Source organism: Microbulbifer zhoushanensis (assembly GCF_021729055.1).
Classification (GTDB): Bacteria; Pseudomonadota; Gammaproteobacteria; order Pseudomonadales; family Cellvibrionaceae; genus Microbulbifer; species Microbulbifer zhoushanensis.
The window spans coordinates 353,641-367,876 of record NZ_JAJSAO010000001.1 but is presented as its reverse complement, the minus strand read 5'-3'; the positions used below and the strand labels follow the sequence as shown (position 1 = coordinate 367,876).

The 14,236-nt window shown below is 59.9% G+C and carries 14 protein-coding genes; 11 read left to right on the top strand and 3 right to left on the bottom strand.

Features of this window, described 5'->3' with window-relative positions; translation table 11 throughout:
- Position 1: 1 nt before the first annotated feature.
- Complete coding sequence (gene modB / locus LVD10_RS01575) at positions 2-703, top strand: molybdate ABC transporter permease subunit (RefSeq protein WP_232942588.1); 702 nt, start codon at positions 2-4, stop codon at positions 701-703.
- On the top strand, positions 700-1,824 hold the full coding sequence (modC, locus tag LVD10_RS01570) for a molybdenum ABC transporter ATP-binding protein (protein WP_237061509.1): 1,125 nt from the start codon (positions 700-702) through the stop codon (positions 1,822-1,824). The genes modB and modC overlap by 4 nt, the downstream gene beginning before the upstream one ends.
- Positions 1,825-1,872: 48 nt before the next feature.
- Here modC and xthA read toward each other — a convergent pair whose 3' ends face one another.
- Positions 1,873-2,688, bottom strand: coding sequence for an exodeoxyribonuclease III (gene xthA / locus LVD10_RS01565; RefSeq protein WP_232942584.1), 816 nt, complete (start codon positions 2,686-2,688; stop codon positions 1,873-1,875).
- A gap of 105 nt (positions 2,689-2,793) precedes the next feature.
- On the bottom strand, positions 2,794-4,899 hold the full coding sequence (locus LVD10_RS01560) for a carboxy terminal-processing peptidase (protein WP_232942582.1): 2,106 nt from the start codon (positions 4,897-4,899) through the stop codon (positions 2,794-2,796).
- A gap of 960 nt (positions 4,900-5,859) precedes the next feature.
- On the opposite strand from LVD10_RS01560, the gene LVD10_RS01555 reads away from it, so the two are divergent.
- From LVD10_RS01555 to LVD10_RS01515, 9 genes are read left to right on the top strand one after another with little or no spacing between them, the layout of a single operon-like run.
- The gene (locus LVD10_RS01555; RefSeq protein WP_237061508.1) at positions 5,860-6,330 is read left to right on the top strand and encodes a Na+/H+ antiporter subunit E; all 471 of its coding nucleotides are present in this window, start codon (positions 5,860-5,862) and stop codon (positions 6,328-6,330) included.
- On the top strand, positions 6,330-6,641 hold the full coding sequence (locus LVD10_RS01550) for an MrpF/PhaF family protein (protein ID WP_232942580.1): 312 nt from the start codon (positions 6,330-6,332) through the stop codon (positions 6,639-6,641). Before LVD10_RS01555 ends, LVD10_RS01550 begins: the two co-directional genes overlap by 1 nt.
- Positions 6,638-7,042 carry a monovalent cation/H(+) antiporter subunit G gene (gene mnhG, locus LVD10_RS01545; RefSeq protein ID WP_232942578.1) on the top strand — a complete coding sequence of 135 codons (405 nt, stop codon included), beginning with the start codon at positions 6,638-6,640 and terminating at the stop codon, positions 7,040-7,042. Before LVD10_RS01550 ends, mnhG begins: the two co-directional genes overlap by 4 nt.
- A 14-nt stretch (positions 7,043-7,056) precedes the next feature.
- A complete protein-coding gene (locus LVD10_RS01540) occupies positions 7,057-8,073 on the top strand; it encodes a DUF4040 domain-containing protein (protein ID WP_237061506.1) in 1,017 nt (338 codons plus the stop codon).
- Between the two features lies 1 nt (position 8,074).
- On the top strand, positions 8,075-8,482 hold the full coding sequence (locus LVD10_RS01535; protein ID WP_232942574.1) for a cation:proton antiporter subunit C: 408 nt from the start codon (positions 8,075-8,077) through the stop codon (positions 8,480-8,482).
- Positions 8,476-9,957 (top strand): monovalent cation/H+ antiporter subunit D family protein, encoded by a 1,482-nt coding sequence (locus LVD10_RS01530; RefSeq protein WP_237061504.1) that lies wholly within the window; start codon positions 8,476-8,478, stop codon positions 9,955-9,957. The genes LVD10_RS01535 and LVD10_RS01530 overlap by 7 nt, the downstream gene beginning before the upstream one ends.
- Positions 9,957-11,423: a proton-conducting transporter transmembrane domain-containing protein gene (locus LVD10_RS01525; RefSeq protein ID WP_232942570.1), complete on the top strand. Its 1,467-nt coding sequence runs from the start codon at positions 9,957-9,959 to the stop codon at positions 11,421-11,423. Before LVD10_RS01530 ends, LVD10_RS01525 begins: the two co-directional genes overlap by 1 nt.
- Positions 11,424-11,427: 4 nt before the next feature.
- Positions 11,428-11,778: a hypothetical protein gene (locus tag LVD10_RS01520; RefSeq protein WP_232942568.1), complete on the top strand. Its 351-nt coding sequence runs from the start codon at positions 11,428-11,430 to the stop codon at positions 11,776-11,778.
- Positions 11,771-13,465: a Na(+)/H(+) antiporter subunit D gene (locus LVD10_RS01515; RefSeq protein WP_232942566.1), complete on the top strand. Its 1,695-nt coding sequence runs from the start codon at positions 11,771-11,773 to the stop codon at positions 13,463-13,465. Before LVD10_RS01520 ends, LVD10_RS01515 begins: the two co-directional genes overlap by 8 nt.
- Before the next feature lie 55 nt (positions 13,466-13,520).
- Here LVD10_RS01515 and LVD10_RS01510 read toward each other — a convergent pair whose 3' ends face one another.
- A complete protein-coding gene (locus tag LVD10_RS01510; RefSeq protein WP_232942564.1) occupies positions 13,521-14,165 on the bottom strand; it encodes a TetR family transcriptional regulator in 645 nt (214 codons plus the stop codon).
- Positions 14,166-14,236 lie beyond the last annotated feature (71 nt).

Below are 14,236 nucleotides of genomic sequence, written 5' to 3'. Positions count from 1 at the left end.
CATGGGTTTTTCCGAGGCGGACTGGATTGCCATTGGCCTGACCCTGCGGCTGGCGGTGACGGTGACCATACTGCTGCTATTGCTGGGTACACCCATTGCCTGGTGGCTGGCCCGCACCAGTTCCCGCTGGAAAGGGCCGGTGAGCGCGCTGGTGGCATTGCCCCTGGTGCTGCCCCCGTCAGTACTGGGCTTTTACCTGTTGCTCTCCATGGGGCCCGGCGGGCCGATCGGCCAGCTCACCACCTCACTGGGCTGGGGCACCCTGCCGTTTACGTTCTGGGGGCTGGTCGTGGCGTCGCTGTTCTATTCGCTGCCGTTCGTGGTCCAGCCAATCCAGAATGCGATTGAGGCGATTGGGGAGCGGCCACTTGAAGTAGCCGCGACCCTGCGGGCGGGGCCCTGGGACCGCTTCTTTACGGTGGTGCTGCCCCAGGCCCGGCCCGGGTTTATCAGTGCCGCGATCCTGGGCTTCGCTCATACGGTAGGGGAGTTTGGCGTCATCCTGATGATCGGGGGCAATATTCCCGGAGAGACTCGCGTGGTTTCGGTGCAGGTCTACGATTACGTTGAGATGATGCAGTATGACAAGGCTCACTGGTTGTCTGGTGGCATGCTGCTGTTCTCATTTGTGGTACTGCTTGCGCTTTACGGTTTCCGTCACCAGCGCTCGCATGCCGCGCTGCGCATGGGGGCCGTACAATGAAGCCGGGAGCGAATCAGGAAGCCGTGCCAGCGGACGAGATTATCGCGCGCTTCCAGTTCAGTTACCCTGCCGGCGCAGGTGACCCGGGGTTTTCCCTGTCTGTGGATGCCAGGCTGCCCGGTAGCGGAATTACCGGCATTTTCGGCCAGTCAGGATCGGGCAAGACTACATTGCTGAGGTGCATCGCGGGCCTGCAGAAAAGTGATGACGGCCAACTGACAGTGGGCGGGGAAACCTGGCAAGGCCCGGCTGTGTTCATGCCGCCGCACAGGCGACCGGTTGGGTACGTATTCCAGGAATCCTCCCTCCTCAATCACCTGACCGCAGATGGAAACCTGCAGTATGCATTTCGCCGGGCGCGCCCGGCGCCGCCACCAGGGCTTTACAAACATGTCGTGGCCTTGATGGCTATAGGGCCGCTGTTGGGGCGCTACCCGCACCAGCTGTCCGGCGGGGAGCGGCAGAGGGTGGCCATCGCGCGCGCGCTGTTGAGCTGTCCAAGGCTGCTGCTGATGGATGAACCGCTGGCGTCACTGGATACAGGTCGCAAGCTGGAAATCCTGCCTTACCTGGAGCGGCTGCGGGAGGAGTTTGCGCTGCCAATTCTCTATGTCAGCCACTCCCTCGACGAGATCGCCCGCCTGGCGGATCACGTCATTGTCATGGAACGCGGGCGCCAGGTGGGGGCGGGCAGCCAGGCTGAAATACTGGCAGACCCTTATATGCCTGTGGCACCGGATGATGAGCGCTGTGTTGTACTGGAAGGGTCTGTCACGGAGTGTGACTCGCAATGGGACCTGGCACGGATCTGTATACCCGGGGGGCACCTGTGGTTGGCGAACCATGGCCTCACAGTTGGAAGGTCGCTGCGGGTCCGGATTTTCGCCCGGGATGTCAGTATTGCGCTGCACAGCCACGACGACACCAGCATCCTGAACCGGCTGCAGGCAACCGTGTCCGCCATAGCAACAGAGGAGGGCAGTGCCCTGGCCCTGGTGCAGCTCCGTATGGGGAGTAGCGTGATACTGGCCCGGGTTACCCGACGTTCCCTGGCGGACCTGGGACTCGCCGCCGGAAGCCGGGTCTGGGCCCAGGTCAAGTCAGCCGCAATCGTCAACTGAGTCCGGCGGCCATTTTATCCCCGCCCGGATAGCCGGGCGGGGAGAGGTTTAAAGCTCGAAGTCGGCCCAAACCGGGGCGTGATCCGAGGGGCGCTCCATGCCGCGAATATCGTAGTCCACACCCACGTCCACGCATTTGTCTGCCAGCATCTGTGTGGCGAGGATCAGGTCGATACGCAGCCCGCGCTTGGGATCGCGGTCGAAGCCGCGGCTGCGGTAGTCGAACCAGCTGAAGATGTCATCAGTATCGGGGTGCTTGCTGCGGAAGGTGTCTACCAGGCCCCAGCCCTGGATTTTTTCCAGCCATTCACGCTCTTCCGGCAGGAAGCTGCACTTGCCATCCCGCAGCCAGCGCTTGCGGTTGGATTCTCCAATACCGATATCCAGGTCGGTGGGGGAGATATTCATATCACCGATCACCAGCACCGGCGCCTCGGGTTTGCAGGTGGTCTGCAGGTAGTCGTCCAGGTCCGCGTAGTATTTGCGCTTGGCGGGGAACTTGACCGGATGCTCGCGGTTTTCACCCTGGGGGAAGTAGCCGTTGATGACGGTGAGCGGAGAGTCGCCACCGATATCGAACTTGCCCGCGACCATGCGCCGCTGGGCGTTGTCCTCGTCTTTGGGGAAACCGTATTCACGATCGATAAACGGGTAGCGGGAGAGCAGGGCGACACCGTAATGGGTTTTCTGGCCGAAATAGATCACCTCATAACCCAGGTCACGCACTGCATCCACCGGGAAGTCCTCGTCGGTGACCTTGGTTTCCTGCAGGCCGATAATATCCGGGGCATGGCTGTCCACCAGGGCTTCCAGCTGGTGCAGTCGCGCACGGATACTGTTTACATTGAATGAAACGACTTTCATTTTTCCCCCACACAAAATAAAAAGGTCGGGCATAGCCCAACCTGCATAATATCAAATGGATACCGGTGTTACGGCGGGCCCGGCCGGGCCCGCCGTCCGGAACAGTCAGAAATTGGCGACCTGCGGCGGAGCCTTGGCGGTTTTCTCGGTCATGCCAATAAAGTCGGACATGATATATCCGGCCTCGTTGAGGATCGGGTCATCCTCCAGCTTGATTTCTACCGGCCCGCCAATGGCTGCAGTGTTCTCAGACTCGCTTTCCTCGTAAGCCTCGAAGGACTCATAGGGTTCCAGCCCCTTGGCGGAGCGGCGGCGGTTCTCCATTGTCAGGAGACGCTGATTGATATCCTCACGCTCCTGCTTGCGGGCCAGTTCGTTGAGGGAGACAAACTTGCGGTCGGCGCGCTCACTCTCAAAGCTGAACTGCTCTCGCAGGTAGATGAAGTCCGGGTCAGCTGCCGTGCGCTCGTTATGCTTGCTGACCAGGTCCGGCAGCATCTCCTTCAGGTTGAAGTACTTGGCGTGCGGCACGGCGTGGATACGGTCCCAGGGCAGGGCGGTATCGTAGGCACTCTCACCAACGCTCTCCGCATCGATCAGCTGCGGCATGGAAATGTCCGGTGTCACACCAGCATGCTGGGTACTATCGCCGGAGACCCGGTAGAACTTGGATTGGGTGATCTTCAGCTGCCCCTCTTTCAGCGGCGCCATGGTCTGCACAGTGCCCTTACCGAAAGACTGGTTACCCACCACGATACCGCGGTTGTAGTCCTGGATGGCGCCGGCAAAAATTTCTGACGCCGAGGCGGAAAGGCGATTGATCAGGACCATCAGCGGCCCGCGATACATGGCCCGTGAACGGGAGCGGTTGTGGCGGGAGATCTGCTCGTTGGCATGGCGGATCTGCACCACTGGACCCTGGTCGATAAACAGGTCGGTCAGCATAGTGGCTTCCTGCAGGGAGCCGCCGCCGTTGTTCCGCAGGTCCAGGATGATACCGTCGACATTTTCCGCCTTCAGCTCGTCGAGCAGGCGTGCCACGTCACGGGTGGTGCTCTTGTAGTTCGGGTCGCGACGGCGATAGGCCTCGAAGTCGATGTAGAAAGTCGGGAGGTTGATCACACCAACCTTGTAGTTCTTCTCGCCATCGGAGAATTCGAAGATCGCTTTCTTTGCCGCCTGGTCTTCCAGCTTCACCTTGCTGCGCTTGATCAGGATGGTGCGATGGGAGCCGTCGCCGCCGGTGGGGATGGTCTCCAGGCGCACAAAGGTGCCTGCAGAGCCCCTGATAAGGTCGACGACATCGTCCAGGCGCCAGCCAATCACATCCACCAGTTCGCCTTCCTTACCCTGGCCCACAGCGACAATCTTGTCGTTGGGCTTGACCTTGCCCGTGCGATCCGCCGGCCCCCCGGCAACCAGGCGCGCTACCTTGGTGTACTCCTCCTCCATCTGCAGGACCGCGCCGATACCTTCGAGCGACAGGGACATGCTCATGTTGAAGTTTTCCAGCGAGCGCGGTGACAGGTAATTACTGTGCGGGTCGTAAAGGCGCGTCAGCGAGTTCATGTAGAGCTCGAACACATCGTCGCTGGTCTGCTGCTTGATACGCTTGAGCTGGCCCTGGTAGCGGCGCACCAGCATTTCCTGGATTTCCTTGTCTTCCTTTTCGGTCAACCGCAGGTTCAGGATGCTGGACTTGAGTCGTTTGCGCCAAAGCTCATCGGCGGCACTGATGGAACCCGGCCATTCGGCCTCCTCGCGGTCCATTACCAGTGACTCATCGCGGGTAAAGTCGAAACTGGGCAGGCCCTTGTCCAGCTGCGACAGAATATTATTCAACCGGTCGGTAACCCTCAGGCGGTAGCGGTTGTAGATCTCAAACCCGGCATTGACCTCACCTGTGCGCAGCTGGTCATCCAGGTCGTCGCGCCATTCACGAAACTCGGCGATATCTGACGCCAGGAAATAACTGCGGGTAGGATCGAGGGCATCGATGTACTCATCCCACAGTTCGGCGGACATCTCATCGCCCACCTTCTGCTTGTTGTAGTGCAGCATTTCCAGCTTGCCCACGATCTCGCGCGCGGTGCCACCCTGGCCGTCCTCGGGCTGCAGGGTGTCCACCTCTGCCGCGTGAAGCGGGGTAGCGGCAGTAAAGGCAAGAATCAGGAGACCGGAGAACAGGGATGTGATCCGATTGGTAAGCATAGGGAGTCTCTTTATACGTCCTACTTCAAGGCGCCGCGCAACCCGGCGGGAACGAACCCGGGGCGTTGGCGACTTATAGCTTAGGACAAGTATAAAGGCTGAAAGCTCCAAAAGGCATGAGTTGCCTCTCATCCGAGGCAGACGGTGTCGTGAAGGGCTTATTTTAGACATTTTGTTGCGTATTTGACCGGTTTGACGCGTGTATATACTCAACTGGCACGATAGTAGATTGCGCTGATCCGAGATTCTGCTCTTTTTTTGCACAGCAGCTGGCCCTGTGACTACCGCCCGGCAACTCGCAATAGCCGGCCCCAGCTCCCAATTTGCCACCCAGTCACCTTCGACGCACTGGTCACCGCCTGGATGTGACCGCTTTTCGGTAACTGGTCCCGAGGTTGCCAGGTGGGGCACTCCTGGAGCACTACTGCGGACCTGGCGGCCACCTCCAAACCCGCACCATTACTTGGCTGTGAGAAGAAGCTACGGTTCCGTTAGCGAATAGGCGGGACCGGGGGTGACCAGCGCAGGGGGACCGGAAAGTCGGGCGATGGGCGTGACGGGACTATGTGAATCTCTTGTATCTCTTGACACACTGATACGGTTGGTGAGATTTTTCTTACGAACCCGACAACGTTTGCGGCAGAAAGTGCTGCAGTGGTCGGGAACGTTGCAAGCAAAAGAACGATGAATACACAGGGCCTGGTCCCCTATAAGTGGGCCGACCTGGTTGACAATAATTTGCGCACAAAACAGGCAGGTATGGCCACAACAAAAAGACCCTTGCTGCTTTCCTTGTGCGGAGGACTCATGTCCCCGCTTGAGTCACGTGTCCCACGTTGTTCTGCCAGCGGCGACCTGCACGGTTTCCCGAATTTGTGGGCCGGTGCCTATGCCATCTGCAGAGCGCGCTAATCCCGCCATGCGCACCGTTATCTCCCCCCTGGCCACGAGAGTCCATTGATGCGTTACACACTGGCACTGTTCGCGATTCTTGCATTCGTCTGGTTGGCCAACTCCGGCCATTACACCGGGCTCCTGCTTTCCTTTGGCCTGGTCTCGGTATTACTGGTTATGGTGATTGCACGGCGCATGGGGTTGATAGACCAGGAGTCGCAGCCCGTGCATCTTTTGTCCCGCCTGCCGCGATACTACTGGTGGCTTTTCACAAAGATTGTGCGCAGCAATATCGACGTGGTGATTAATGTATGGCGCGGGCCTGCATCCATCAGTCCGGTGAGCGCGCGGATCCCCGCACGCTTCCATTCCGATCTGGGGAAGGTGCTTTATGCCAACTCCATTACCCTGACACCGGGTACCGTGGCTGTGGATATCGAGGGCGATGAGATCCTGGTGCATGCACTGACTGCCGGCGGGTTAGAAGACCTGCGCGGTGGGGAAATGGAACGCGAAGTGAGGGCTCTGGAAAAATAATGCTCGCTGCAACAATTTTAGCTCTGCTGGTGGTTATGGTCCTGGCACTTGTCCGGGCCCTGTTGGGTCCCACCATCTATGACCGTATCCTGGCGGTGAACGTGTTTGGCACCAAAACGGTGGTGTTGATCGCGGTGATCTGCTTCACGTTGGGTAAGCCCGAGTTCCTGGATATTGCCCTGGTTTACGCACTGATCAATTTTGTCAGCGTGGTGGGCGTGCTGCGCTACTTCGAGTTTCGTTCCGGTAGCCGGGACCAAGGGGCTGGCCGGCATGAATATACCCCTGGTGAAGGGGGGGCTGGCTCATGAGCGATTTGCTGGTGGACGGCCTGAGCGGGCTACTGCTGGCGCTGGGCTGCCTGTTTATGGTTTCAGGGGCAGTCGGCCTGTTGCGCTTTCCTGATTTTTATACACGCATGCATGCGGCGGGGGTGACCGATACCCTGGCCACCTTCCTGATTGTCTGTGCGCTGATGCTGCAGGCCGGCTGGAGCCTTGCACTGTTCAAACTGGGCCTGATTCTCCTGTTTATCTTTTTTACCAGTCCCGCTGCCAGCCATGCGCTCGCCAAGGCCGCCCAGCACAGCCCACTACGGCTGGAGCCGGTAGCAGAGCAGGGTGCCGATGAGGCATTCCCTGAACCGGGGCAGGGGACAGAAATCGCGGAACCGGCCCTCGAGGCGGACGCAGCCAATGCCGACCGCGCCTGAACTGGGGTGACCACATGGATTTAGTACTCGATATTGTCCTGCTTAGCCTCTTGCTGACCACAGCGGTGGCTATCGCCTGGACGCGGGATCTCTTCAGTGCCGCAATGCTGGCCGGCATTTACGGATTGTTGTCCGCAAGCTTCTTCATGACGATGGGTGCGGTGGATGTGGCCTTTACCGAGGCTGCGGTGGGTGCGGGTATTTCACCGCTGCTGATCCTGGCCACGCTGGCCCTGTGCGGCCGCAAGCAGCGCTCCGATCGCAAACGCGCCCTGCTGGCGCTGGGCCTGGTGGCCACCGTTGGTGCCCTGCTGGTGGCGGCAACACTGGATATGCCCGCGTTTGGCGACCCAGCCGCGCCAGCCCAGACCCACGTGGCACCCCGCTATATCCAGGATTCCATGGCTGAAATCGGCATCCCCAATATCGTGACTTCGGTACTGGCCAGTTATCGCGCCTACGACACCCTCGGCGAAGTGGTGGTGATCTTTACTGCCGGCCTGGGTGTGTTGAGCCTGTTGCTGGGAATGCGGGGGACGCGCGAGACGGGGACGGCCCTCCAGGCTATACCGCGCCAGCACCTGGTGTTGCGTATGGCAGCAAAGGTACTGATTCCGCCGATACTGGTATATGCGCTCTACGTGCAGTTTCACGGTGAGTACGGCCCTGGCGGCGGCTTCCAGGCCGGGGTGATCTTCGCTGTTGGTTTTATCCTCTACGCCCTGGTCTTTGGCCTCGACGCAGTTCGCCGTGTGGCCGGGAATGGCCTGGTGCAATTCCTCGCCGCCCTGGGAGTGCTGATTTACGGTTCAGTAGGCCTGCTGGGCATGGCAACCGGTAAAAACTTCCTCGATTACAGTGCGCTTGCCGGAGACCCGGTAAGCGGGCAGCACATAGGTATTATCGTCATCGAGTTGGGGGTCGGCATTACTGTGGCCGCTGTGATGATGCTGGTGTTCTATCTGTTCTCGGAGCAGCTACAGGATCGCAACGATGCGCCGGAGCAGTTAAGCCCGGGGAGGGCCGGATAAGGTGTTAATAACATCGCTGTACAACTACTGGATTGTTATCGCGCTGATGATGATTGGCCTGTACATGGTTGTGGCACAGGGCAACCTGATCAAGAAAATCATTGGCCTGAATATCTTCCAGACTTCTGTTTTCATCTTTTATATCAGTGTGGGCAAAGTGGATGGCGGTGCGGCGCCGATCCTGATAGAGGGGGAAAATGTCTACTCCAACCCACTGCCCCACGTATTGATCCTCACTGCAATTGTGGTCGGCATCGCCACCACTTCGCTGGCCCTGGCCCTGGTGATCCGGATCATGCGGGCCTATGGCTCGGTAGAGGAGCGTGAGATCCAGGCAGAGGAAGAAAAGCGTGAGATCCAGGCAGAACAGGAGAAGCGTGAGATGCAGGCGGAGGAAGTGCAGTGCTGAGCCACTTACCGATTTTACAGGTTATCCTGCCGCTGGTAGCCGCACCCTCGTGCATGCTGATCCGGCGCTCCAGCCTGGTCTGGTTCTTTTCCCTGCTGGTCAGTGCTGGCGCACTGGTTGTCAGTGTCCTGCTGCTACAGCAGGTGATCGACTCCGGGCCCATTAGCTACCGTCTGGGGGGCTGGGAGGCGCCCTGGGGGATTGAATACCGGATCGACCTGCTCAACGCCTGGGTGCTGCTGGTGGTCACCGGCCTGGGCACTGCAGTGATTGCCGCGGCGCGGCAGAGTGTGCAGCGCGAAATGGACGACCTGCGGCAGACACTGTTTTATACCCTCTACCTGCTGTGTTTTGCCGGGCTGCTGGGTATCGTCGCTACCGGTGACGTATTCAATGTATTTGTATTCTTGGAAATCTCTTCCCTCGCCACCTATGCACTGATTGCACTGGGGCGGGACCGGCGTTCATTGTGGGCCGCATTCCAGTACCTGATCATGGGGACCATCGGGGCGACGTTTATCCTCATTGGTATCGGCTTCCTGTACATGATGACCGGTACCCTCAATATGGCCGACCTGGCGTTGCGCCTCCCCGAGCTCGGTAGCTCCAGTACAGTACTCGCTGCCTTCGCCTTTATTGTTGTCGGCGTGTGCCTGAAGCTGGCACTGTTCCCGCTCCATATGTGGTTGCCCAACGCCTACGCGTTTGCACCGTCCATCGTTACCGCCTTTCTCGCAGCGACAGCCACCAAGGTGGCCCTGTACTTGCTGGTGCGTTTTATCGTCACCGTATTCGGTATCGACTTCTCACTCACCAGCCTGCCATTACAGTCCCTGTTTATCGGCCTGGGCCTGGTGGGTGTGTTTGTGGCCTCGGTTGTCGCCATTTACCAGGTAGACATCAAGCGGATGCTGGCCTATTCCAGTGTTGCCCAGATCGGCTACATGGTGGTGGGTATCGGTATCAGCAGTGTCGTCGCCATGCAGGCAACACTGTTGCACCTGTTCAACCATGCATTGATGAAGGGTGGCCTGTTCCTGGCACTGGCAGGCCTGGTCTATCGCCTGGGCAGCAGCCGGATCGATGCCTTCAACGGTCTCGGGCGCACCATGCCCTGGACCATGGCGGCCATCGTGATCGGCGGGATCAGCCTGATCGGCATGCCGCTCACCGTGGGGTTTGTCAGCAAGTGGTACCTGATTACTGCCGCTATCGAGAGCGATATGTGGTTGGTGGCACTGCTGGTGGTGCTCGGCTCGCTGATCGCTGCAATCTATGTCTGGCGCCTGGTAGAGGCGGGATACTTCCGTCAGGCACCCGCGGGCGGGGACGTGACTGTTGGCGAAGCCCCGCTGTCCCTGTTGGTGCCTACGTGGATCCTTATCGGCGCGAACATCTACTTTGGTATCGATACGCGCCTGCCGGTTGAAGTCACCGGTGCCGCGGCGCAGTACCTGCTGGGAGGTATCCAATAATGTCTGCTGTAGGCCTCCTGCAACTCAGCCTCCTGATTCCCCTGCTGGCAGCGGCCGGTATCGCGCTCACGGGCAAGCACCAGAACCTGCGTGAGAGCGTATCGCTGGTCGCCGGCACCCTGCTGTTTGCCTCGGTCTGCAACCTTTACCCGGTGATCATGGCGGGGCAGGCGGTAGAGCTGTTGTGGCTTGAGGTGCTCCCGGGACTGGCGCTGGCATTCCGGGTTGAGCCCCTGGGGCTGCTGTTTGCCATGGTCGCCAGTGGCCTGTGGATCGTCACCACGCTCTACGCCATTGGCTATATGCGGGGGCACGGCGAGCAGAACCAGACCCGCTTCTTTGCATTTTTTGCGATTTCCATCGCTGCGGTGATGGGCATCGCCTTTGCCGAGAACCTGTTCACCCTGTTCGTTTTCTACGAGATCCTGACGCTGTGTACCTATCCGCTGGTCACCCATGCCGGTACCGACAAGGCGCGGGAGGGTGGTCGCGTTTACCTGGGCATCTTGCTGGGCACCTCGGTGGCTTTCTTCCTGGTGGCAATCATCGCCACCTGGTTGCTGGCCGGGACACTGTCTTTCCAGCGCGGGGGCGTATTCAGCGGGGATACCCCGGCAGGCCTGTTGTCGTTATTGCTTGTCCTTTATGTATTCGGTGTGGGCAAGGCGGCGATCATGCCGTTTCATCGCTGGCTGCCGGCTGCCATGGTGGCGCCAACTCCGGTAAGTGCTCTCCTGCACGCGGTTGCGGTGGTAAAGGCGGGTGTCTTTGTGCTGCTCAAGGTGTGCCTGCTGATTTTTGGCCTTGAGACCCTGCGTGAGATTCCCGCCACCCAGTGGCTGCTCTACCTGGCGGGCGCATCAATCCTGCTGGCCGCCATTGTGGCAATGCGGCAGGAAAACCTGAAGAAGCGTCTCGCGTACTCCACCGTGAGCCAGCTTGGCTATATCACCCTGGGCGCACTACTGGCGACCAGCGCCGGGATGACCGGCAGTGCGATGCACATCGTGATGCACGCCTTTGGCAAGATCACCCTGTTTTTCTGTGCGGGTGCCATCCTGGTGGCTGCCCACAAAACCGAGGTGGGGCAGTTGCGCGGCCTGGGCCGGCAGATGCCAATTACCATGGGCGCCTTCCTGGTCGCCAGCCTCTGTATTATCGGTATTCCGCCAACCGGCGGCACCTGGAGCAAGTGGTACCTGTTACTGGGTACCCTGGAGGCAGGCGAGCTGTGGCTGATGGGGCTGCTGATGGTGAGTTCGCTGCTCAGTATCGCCTACCTGTTACCGATCCCGTTGCGGGCATTTTTCTCCGATGCGTTACCGGCCGATACCGGCGACGCCAGTGTCGCCGTACGCGAGGCCCCGTGGCCGTCGTTGCTGGCGCTGGGGATTACAGCCACGGGCTGTGTCCTGCTATTGATTTACCCCGACATTATCTATCAGCTGATCAAGGCCGGAATCTGACCCGATGAGCACTGGTGACAAGCAAGACTTTTTCGACAAGCCGGAGAATATCCAGCGGATCCTGCGCACCTTCTACGCGATCTGCGCGCTGCTGGTGCTCGCGGATTTCGTGGTCCACCGGCATACAGAACACGGCTGGGAAGGGCTACCCGGATTCTACCCGCTGTATGGATTCGTTGGTTGTGTGATCCTGGTGATCATTGCCAAGTGGATGCGCAAGTTCCTGATGCGCCCGGAAGACTATTACGACCGGCTGGAGCTCGGCGGTGATACGGCTACCGGGGCCAATGGTGCGACCGGTACGGAATCACGGTCGCAGGAGGAAGGGATGAGTGGAGGTCAGGAACATGTTTGAGGTGGCACCTTTCATTCCGTTTTTCGTCGCCGCATTGCTGGCACTGGTCCTGCGTGGCTGGCCGCGCGCGCTGGTAATGATCGCTGTACCCTTGCTGGGACTGGCCAACCTGTGGATGCTGGGCGCTGGCAGTTTCGGGGCCTATTCGGTGCTCGAATTTGACCTGTTGCTTTTCCGTGCAGACAAGCTGAGCCTGTTATTCGGCTACCTGTTCCATGTGGCGGCATTGATTGCGATCATTTACGCACTGCATGTGCGCGACACCCTGCAGCAGGTGGCCAGCCTGCTCTATGCCGGTAGTGCCCTGGGCGCAGTATTTGCGGGGGACCTGCTGACCCTGTTTATTTTCTGGGAGCTGCTCGCGGTCACTTCCGTATTCCTGGTCTGGGCGCGCCGCAATGGCCGCGCGTATATGGCCGGCCTGCGGTACTTCACGCTGCATATTCTCTCGGGCCTGCTGTTGCTAGGCGGGATTATCTTCTACGGCCAGGCCCACAGCTCTCTCGCTTTCGGGCAGATCGGGCTGGGCGACAACGCCTACAGCTGGATGATCTTCCTGGCCTTCGGTATCAAGTGTGCCTTCCCTTTCTTCCACAACTGGCTCACCGATGCTTACCCGGAATCCACCCCGACCGGCACTGTGTTCCTGAGTGCATTCACCACCAAGGCGGCGGTATATGCACTGGCGCGGGCCTATCCGGGCACAGAGTTGCTGGTCTACATCGGTGCGACCATGGCCTGTTTCCCGATCTTTTATGCCGTGATCGAGAATGACCTGCGCCGGGTGCTGGCCTACAGCCTGATCAACCAGCTGGGCTTTATGGTGGTGGGTATTGGTATCGGTACTTCACTGGCCATCAATGGCGCTGTGGCCCATGCGTTTAACGATGTGATCTTCAAGGGGCTGCTGTTCATGTCCATGGGGGCAGTCCTGCACGTCACCGGCCGCATCAATGGTTCGGAGTTGGGCGGCCTGTACAAGACCATGCCCAAGACCACCATCCTGTGCATCGTCGGTGCGGCCTCGATTTCCGCCTTCCCGCTGTTCAGCGGCTTTGTCAGCAAGTCGATGGTGATGAGTGCGGCGATCAAGAATGGTTATGACTGGGTGTGGCTGATCCTGCTGTTTGCGTCCGCGGGTGTCTTCCACCATGCCGGCATCAAGATCCCGTACTTCGCCTTCTTTGCCCACGACTCGGGTATCAGGGCGAAGGAGCCGCCTGCCAATATGCTGGTGGCAATGACAATTGCGGCGTCCCTGTGCCTGGCCATCGGTATTTACCCGCAAGCGCTCTACAGCCTGTTGCCCCATGAGATGGCGTATACACCTTACGACGTCACCCATGTGCTGACCCAGCTGCAGCTGCTGTTCTTCTCTGCGCTGGCGTTTGTATGGCTGAACCTGCGCCGCCTGTACCCGCCGGAATTGCCGTCGGTCAACCTGGACGTTGAATGGCTGTACCGCCGGTTGTTCCCGCAGGCAATACGCGGCTTTGTGACCGCCGCCTTCCGCCTCGACAATCGCGTCCGCCGCGCGGCCATTGGTGGCGTGGGGGCCCTGATGGATTCGGTCGCCAGCCACCACAGGCCGGCGGGCGTGCTGGCACGGAGCTGGCTGACCGGGAGTATGGTCGCGGGGGTGGTGTTGCTGTTGGGCGTCTACCTGTTACTGGGCTTCGCCCTGTAAGTCGGTTGCAGACGGGGAGGGGCATCGCGCTTGTGTGCCATGCGCCCCCCAATACTCAGGCGGGTATACTGCGGCGCAGGGTAGGGGAGTGCTGCAGCATTTCGATCATGGCATCCAGGTAGCGCTCGCCAATACAGGCCAGGTCCCGGTCGCGGGGCTGGAGCAGCCAGTCGCCCAGGGTGCCAACCAGCGAACTGTGCAGCAGTGGAGCTGCCAGGTCGATATCCAGGTCGCCGGGCAGCTGGCCCCGGTCAACCGCCCAGCTGATCAGCTGGCGGACCCGTTCCTGTCCCTCCTCGGTGCAGTCGAGCATGCGCTGGCGGATCTCGCCGCTCTCTGTGACCAGCTCACAACGATGGAAGATGATATCCAGGATCAGCTGCCAGTCCCGGTTGCACGCGACTTCCTGGAACAGCCACAGCCAGCGGGTCCGCAGGACTCCCAGCGGGTTCTCCGGTGGCTCGCAGCCGCCTTCCTCGCACAGCTTTTCACCCGGTAACTGGACCCGCTCGGCCAGGGCATTGAAGACATCGGCCTTGTTGCGGAAGTGCCCGTATACCGCACCGCGTGTGACGCCCGCGAGCTCTGCCACCTCGGTCAGTGACGGACGCGCCAGGCCCTGCTGGTGAAATACTGTGATGGCCGCATCCAGGATGCGTTCCCTTGTCTCCAGCGCGTCTTCTTTCCGCTTATTGGCCAACTTTCTGTCCTCTGGTGGCAACCGTTTATCTATTCGCCCGCGGGATTGGTCCACATACGGGGTAGGATGGC

Coding starts and splice junctions, on each gene's coding strand:
- modB (WP_232942588.1), top strand. CDS start 2: ATGGGTTTTTCCGAGGCGGACTGGATTGCCATTGGCCTGACCCTGCGG.
- modC (WP_237061509.1), top strand. CDS start 700: ATGAAGCCGGGAGCGAATCAGGAAGCCGTGCCAGCGGACGAGATTATC.
- xthA (WP_232942584.1), bottom strand. CDS start 2,688: ATGAAAGTCGTTTCATTCAATGTAAACAGTATCCGTGCGCGACTGCAC.
- LVD10_RS01560 (WP_232942582.1), bottom strand. CDS start 4,899: ATGCTTACCAATCGGATCACATCCCTGTTCTCCGGTCTCCTGATTCTT.
- LVD10_RS01555 (WP_237061508.1), top strand. CDS start 5,860: ATGCGTTACACACTGGCACTGTTCGCGATTCTTGCATTCGTCTGGTTG.
- LVD10_RS01550 (WP_232942580.1), top strand. CDS start 6,330: ATGCTCGCTGCAACAATTTTAGCTCTGCTGGTGGTTATGGTCCTGGCA.
- mnhG (WP_232942578.1), top strand. CDS start 6,638: ATGAGCGATTTGCTGGTGGACGGCCTGAGCGGGCTACTGCTGGCGCTG.
- LVD10_RS01540 (WP_237061506.1), top strand. CDS start 7,057: ATGGATTTAGTACTCGATATTGTCCTGCTTAGCCTCTTGCTGACCACA.
- LVD10_RS01525 (WP_232942570.1), top strand. CDS start 9,957: ATGTCTGCTGTAGGCCTCCTGCAACTCAGCCTCCTGATTCCCCTGCTG.
- LVD10_RS01520 (WP_232942568.1), top strand. CDS start 11,428: ATGAGCACTGGTGACAAGCAAGACTTTTTCGACAAGCCGGAGAATATC.
- LVD10_RS01515 (WP_232942566.1), top strand. CDS start 11,771: ATGTTTGAGGTGGCACCTTTCATTCCGTTTTTCGTCGCCGCATTGCTG.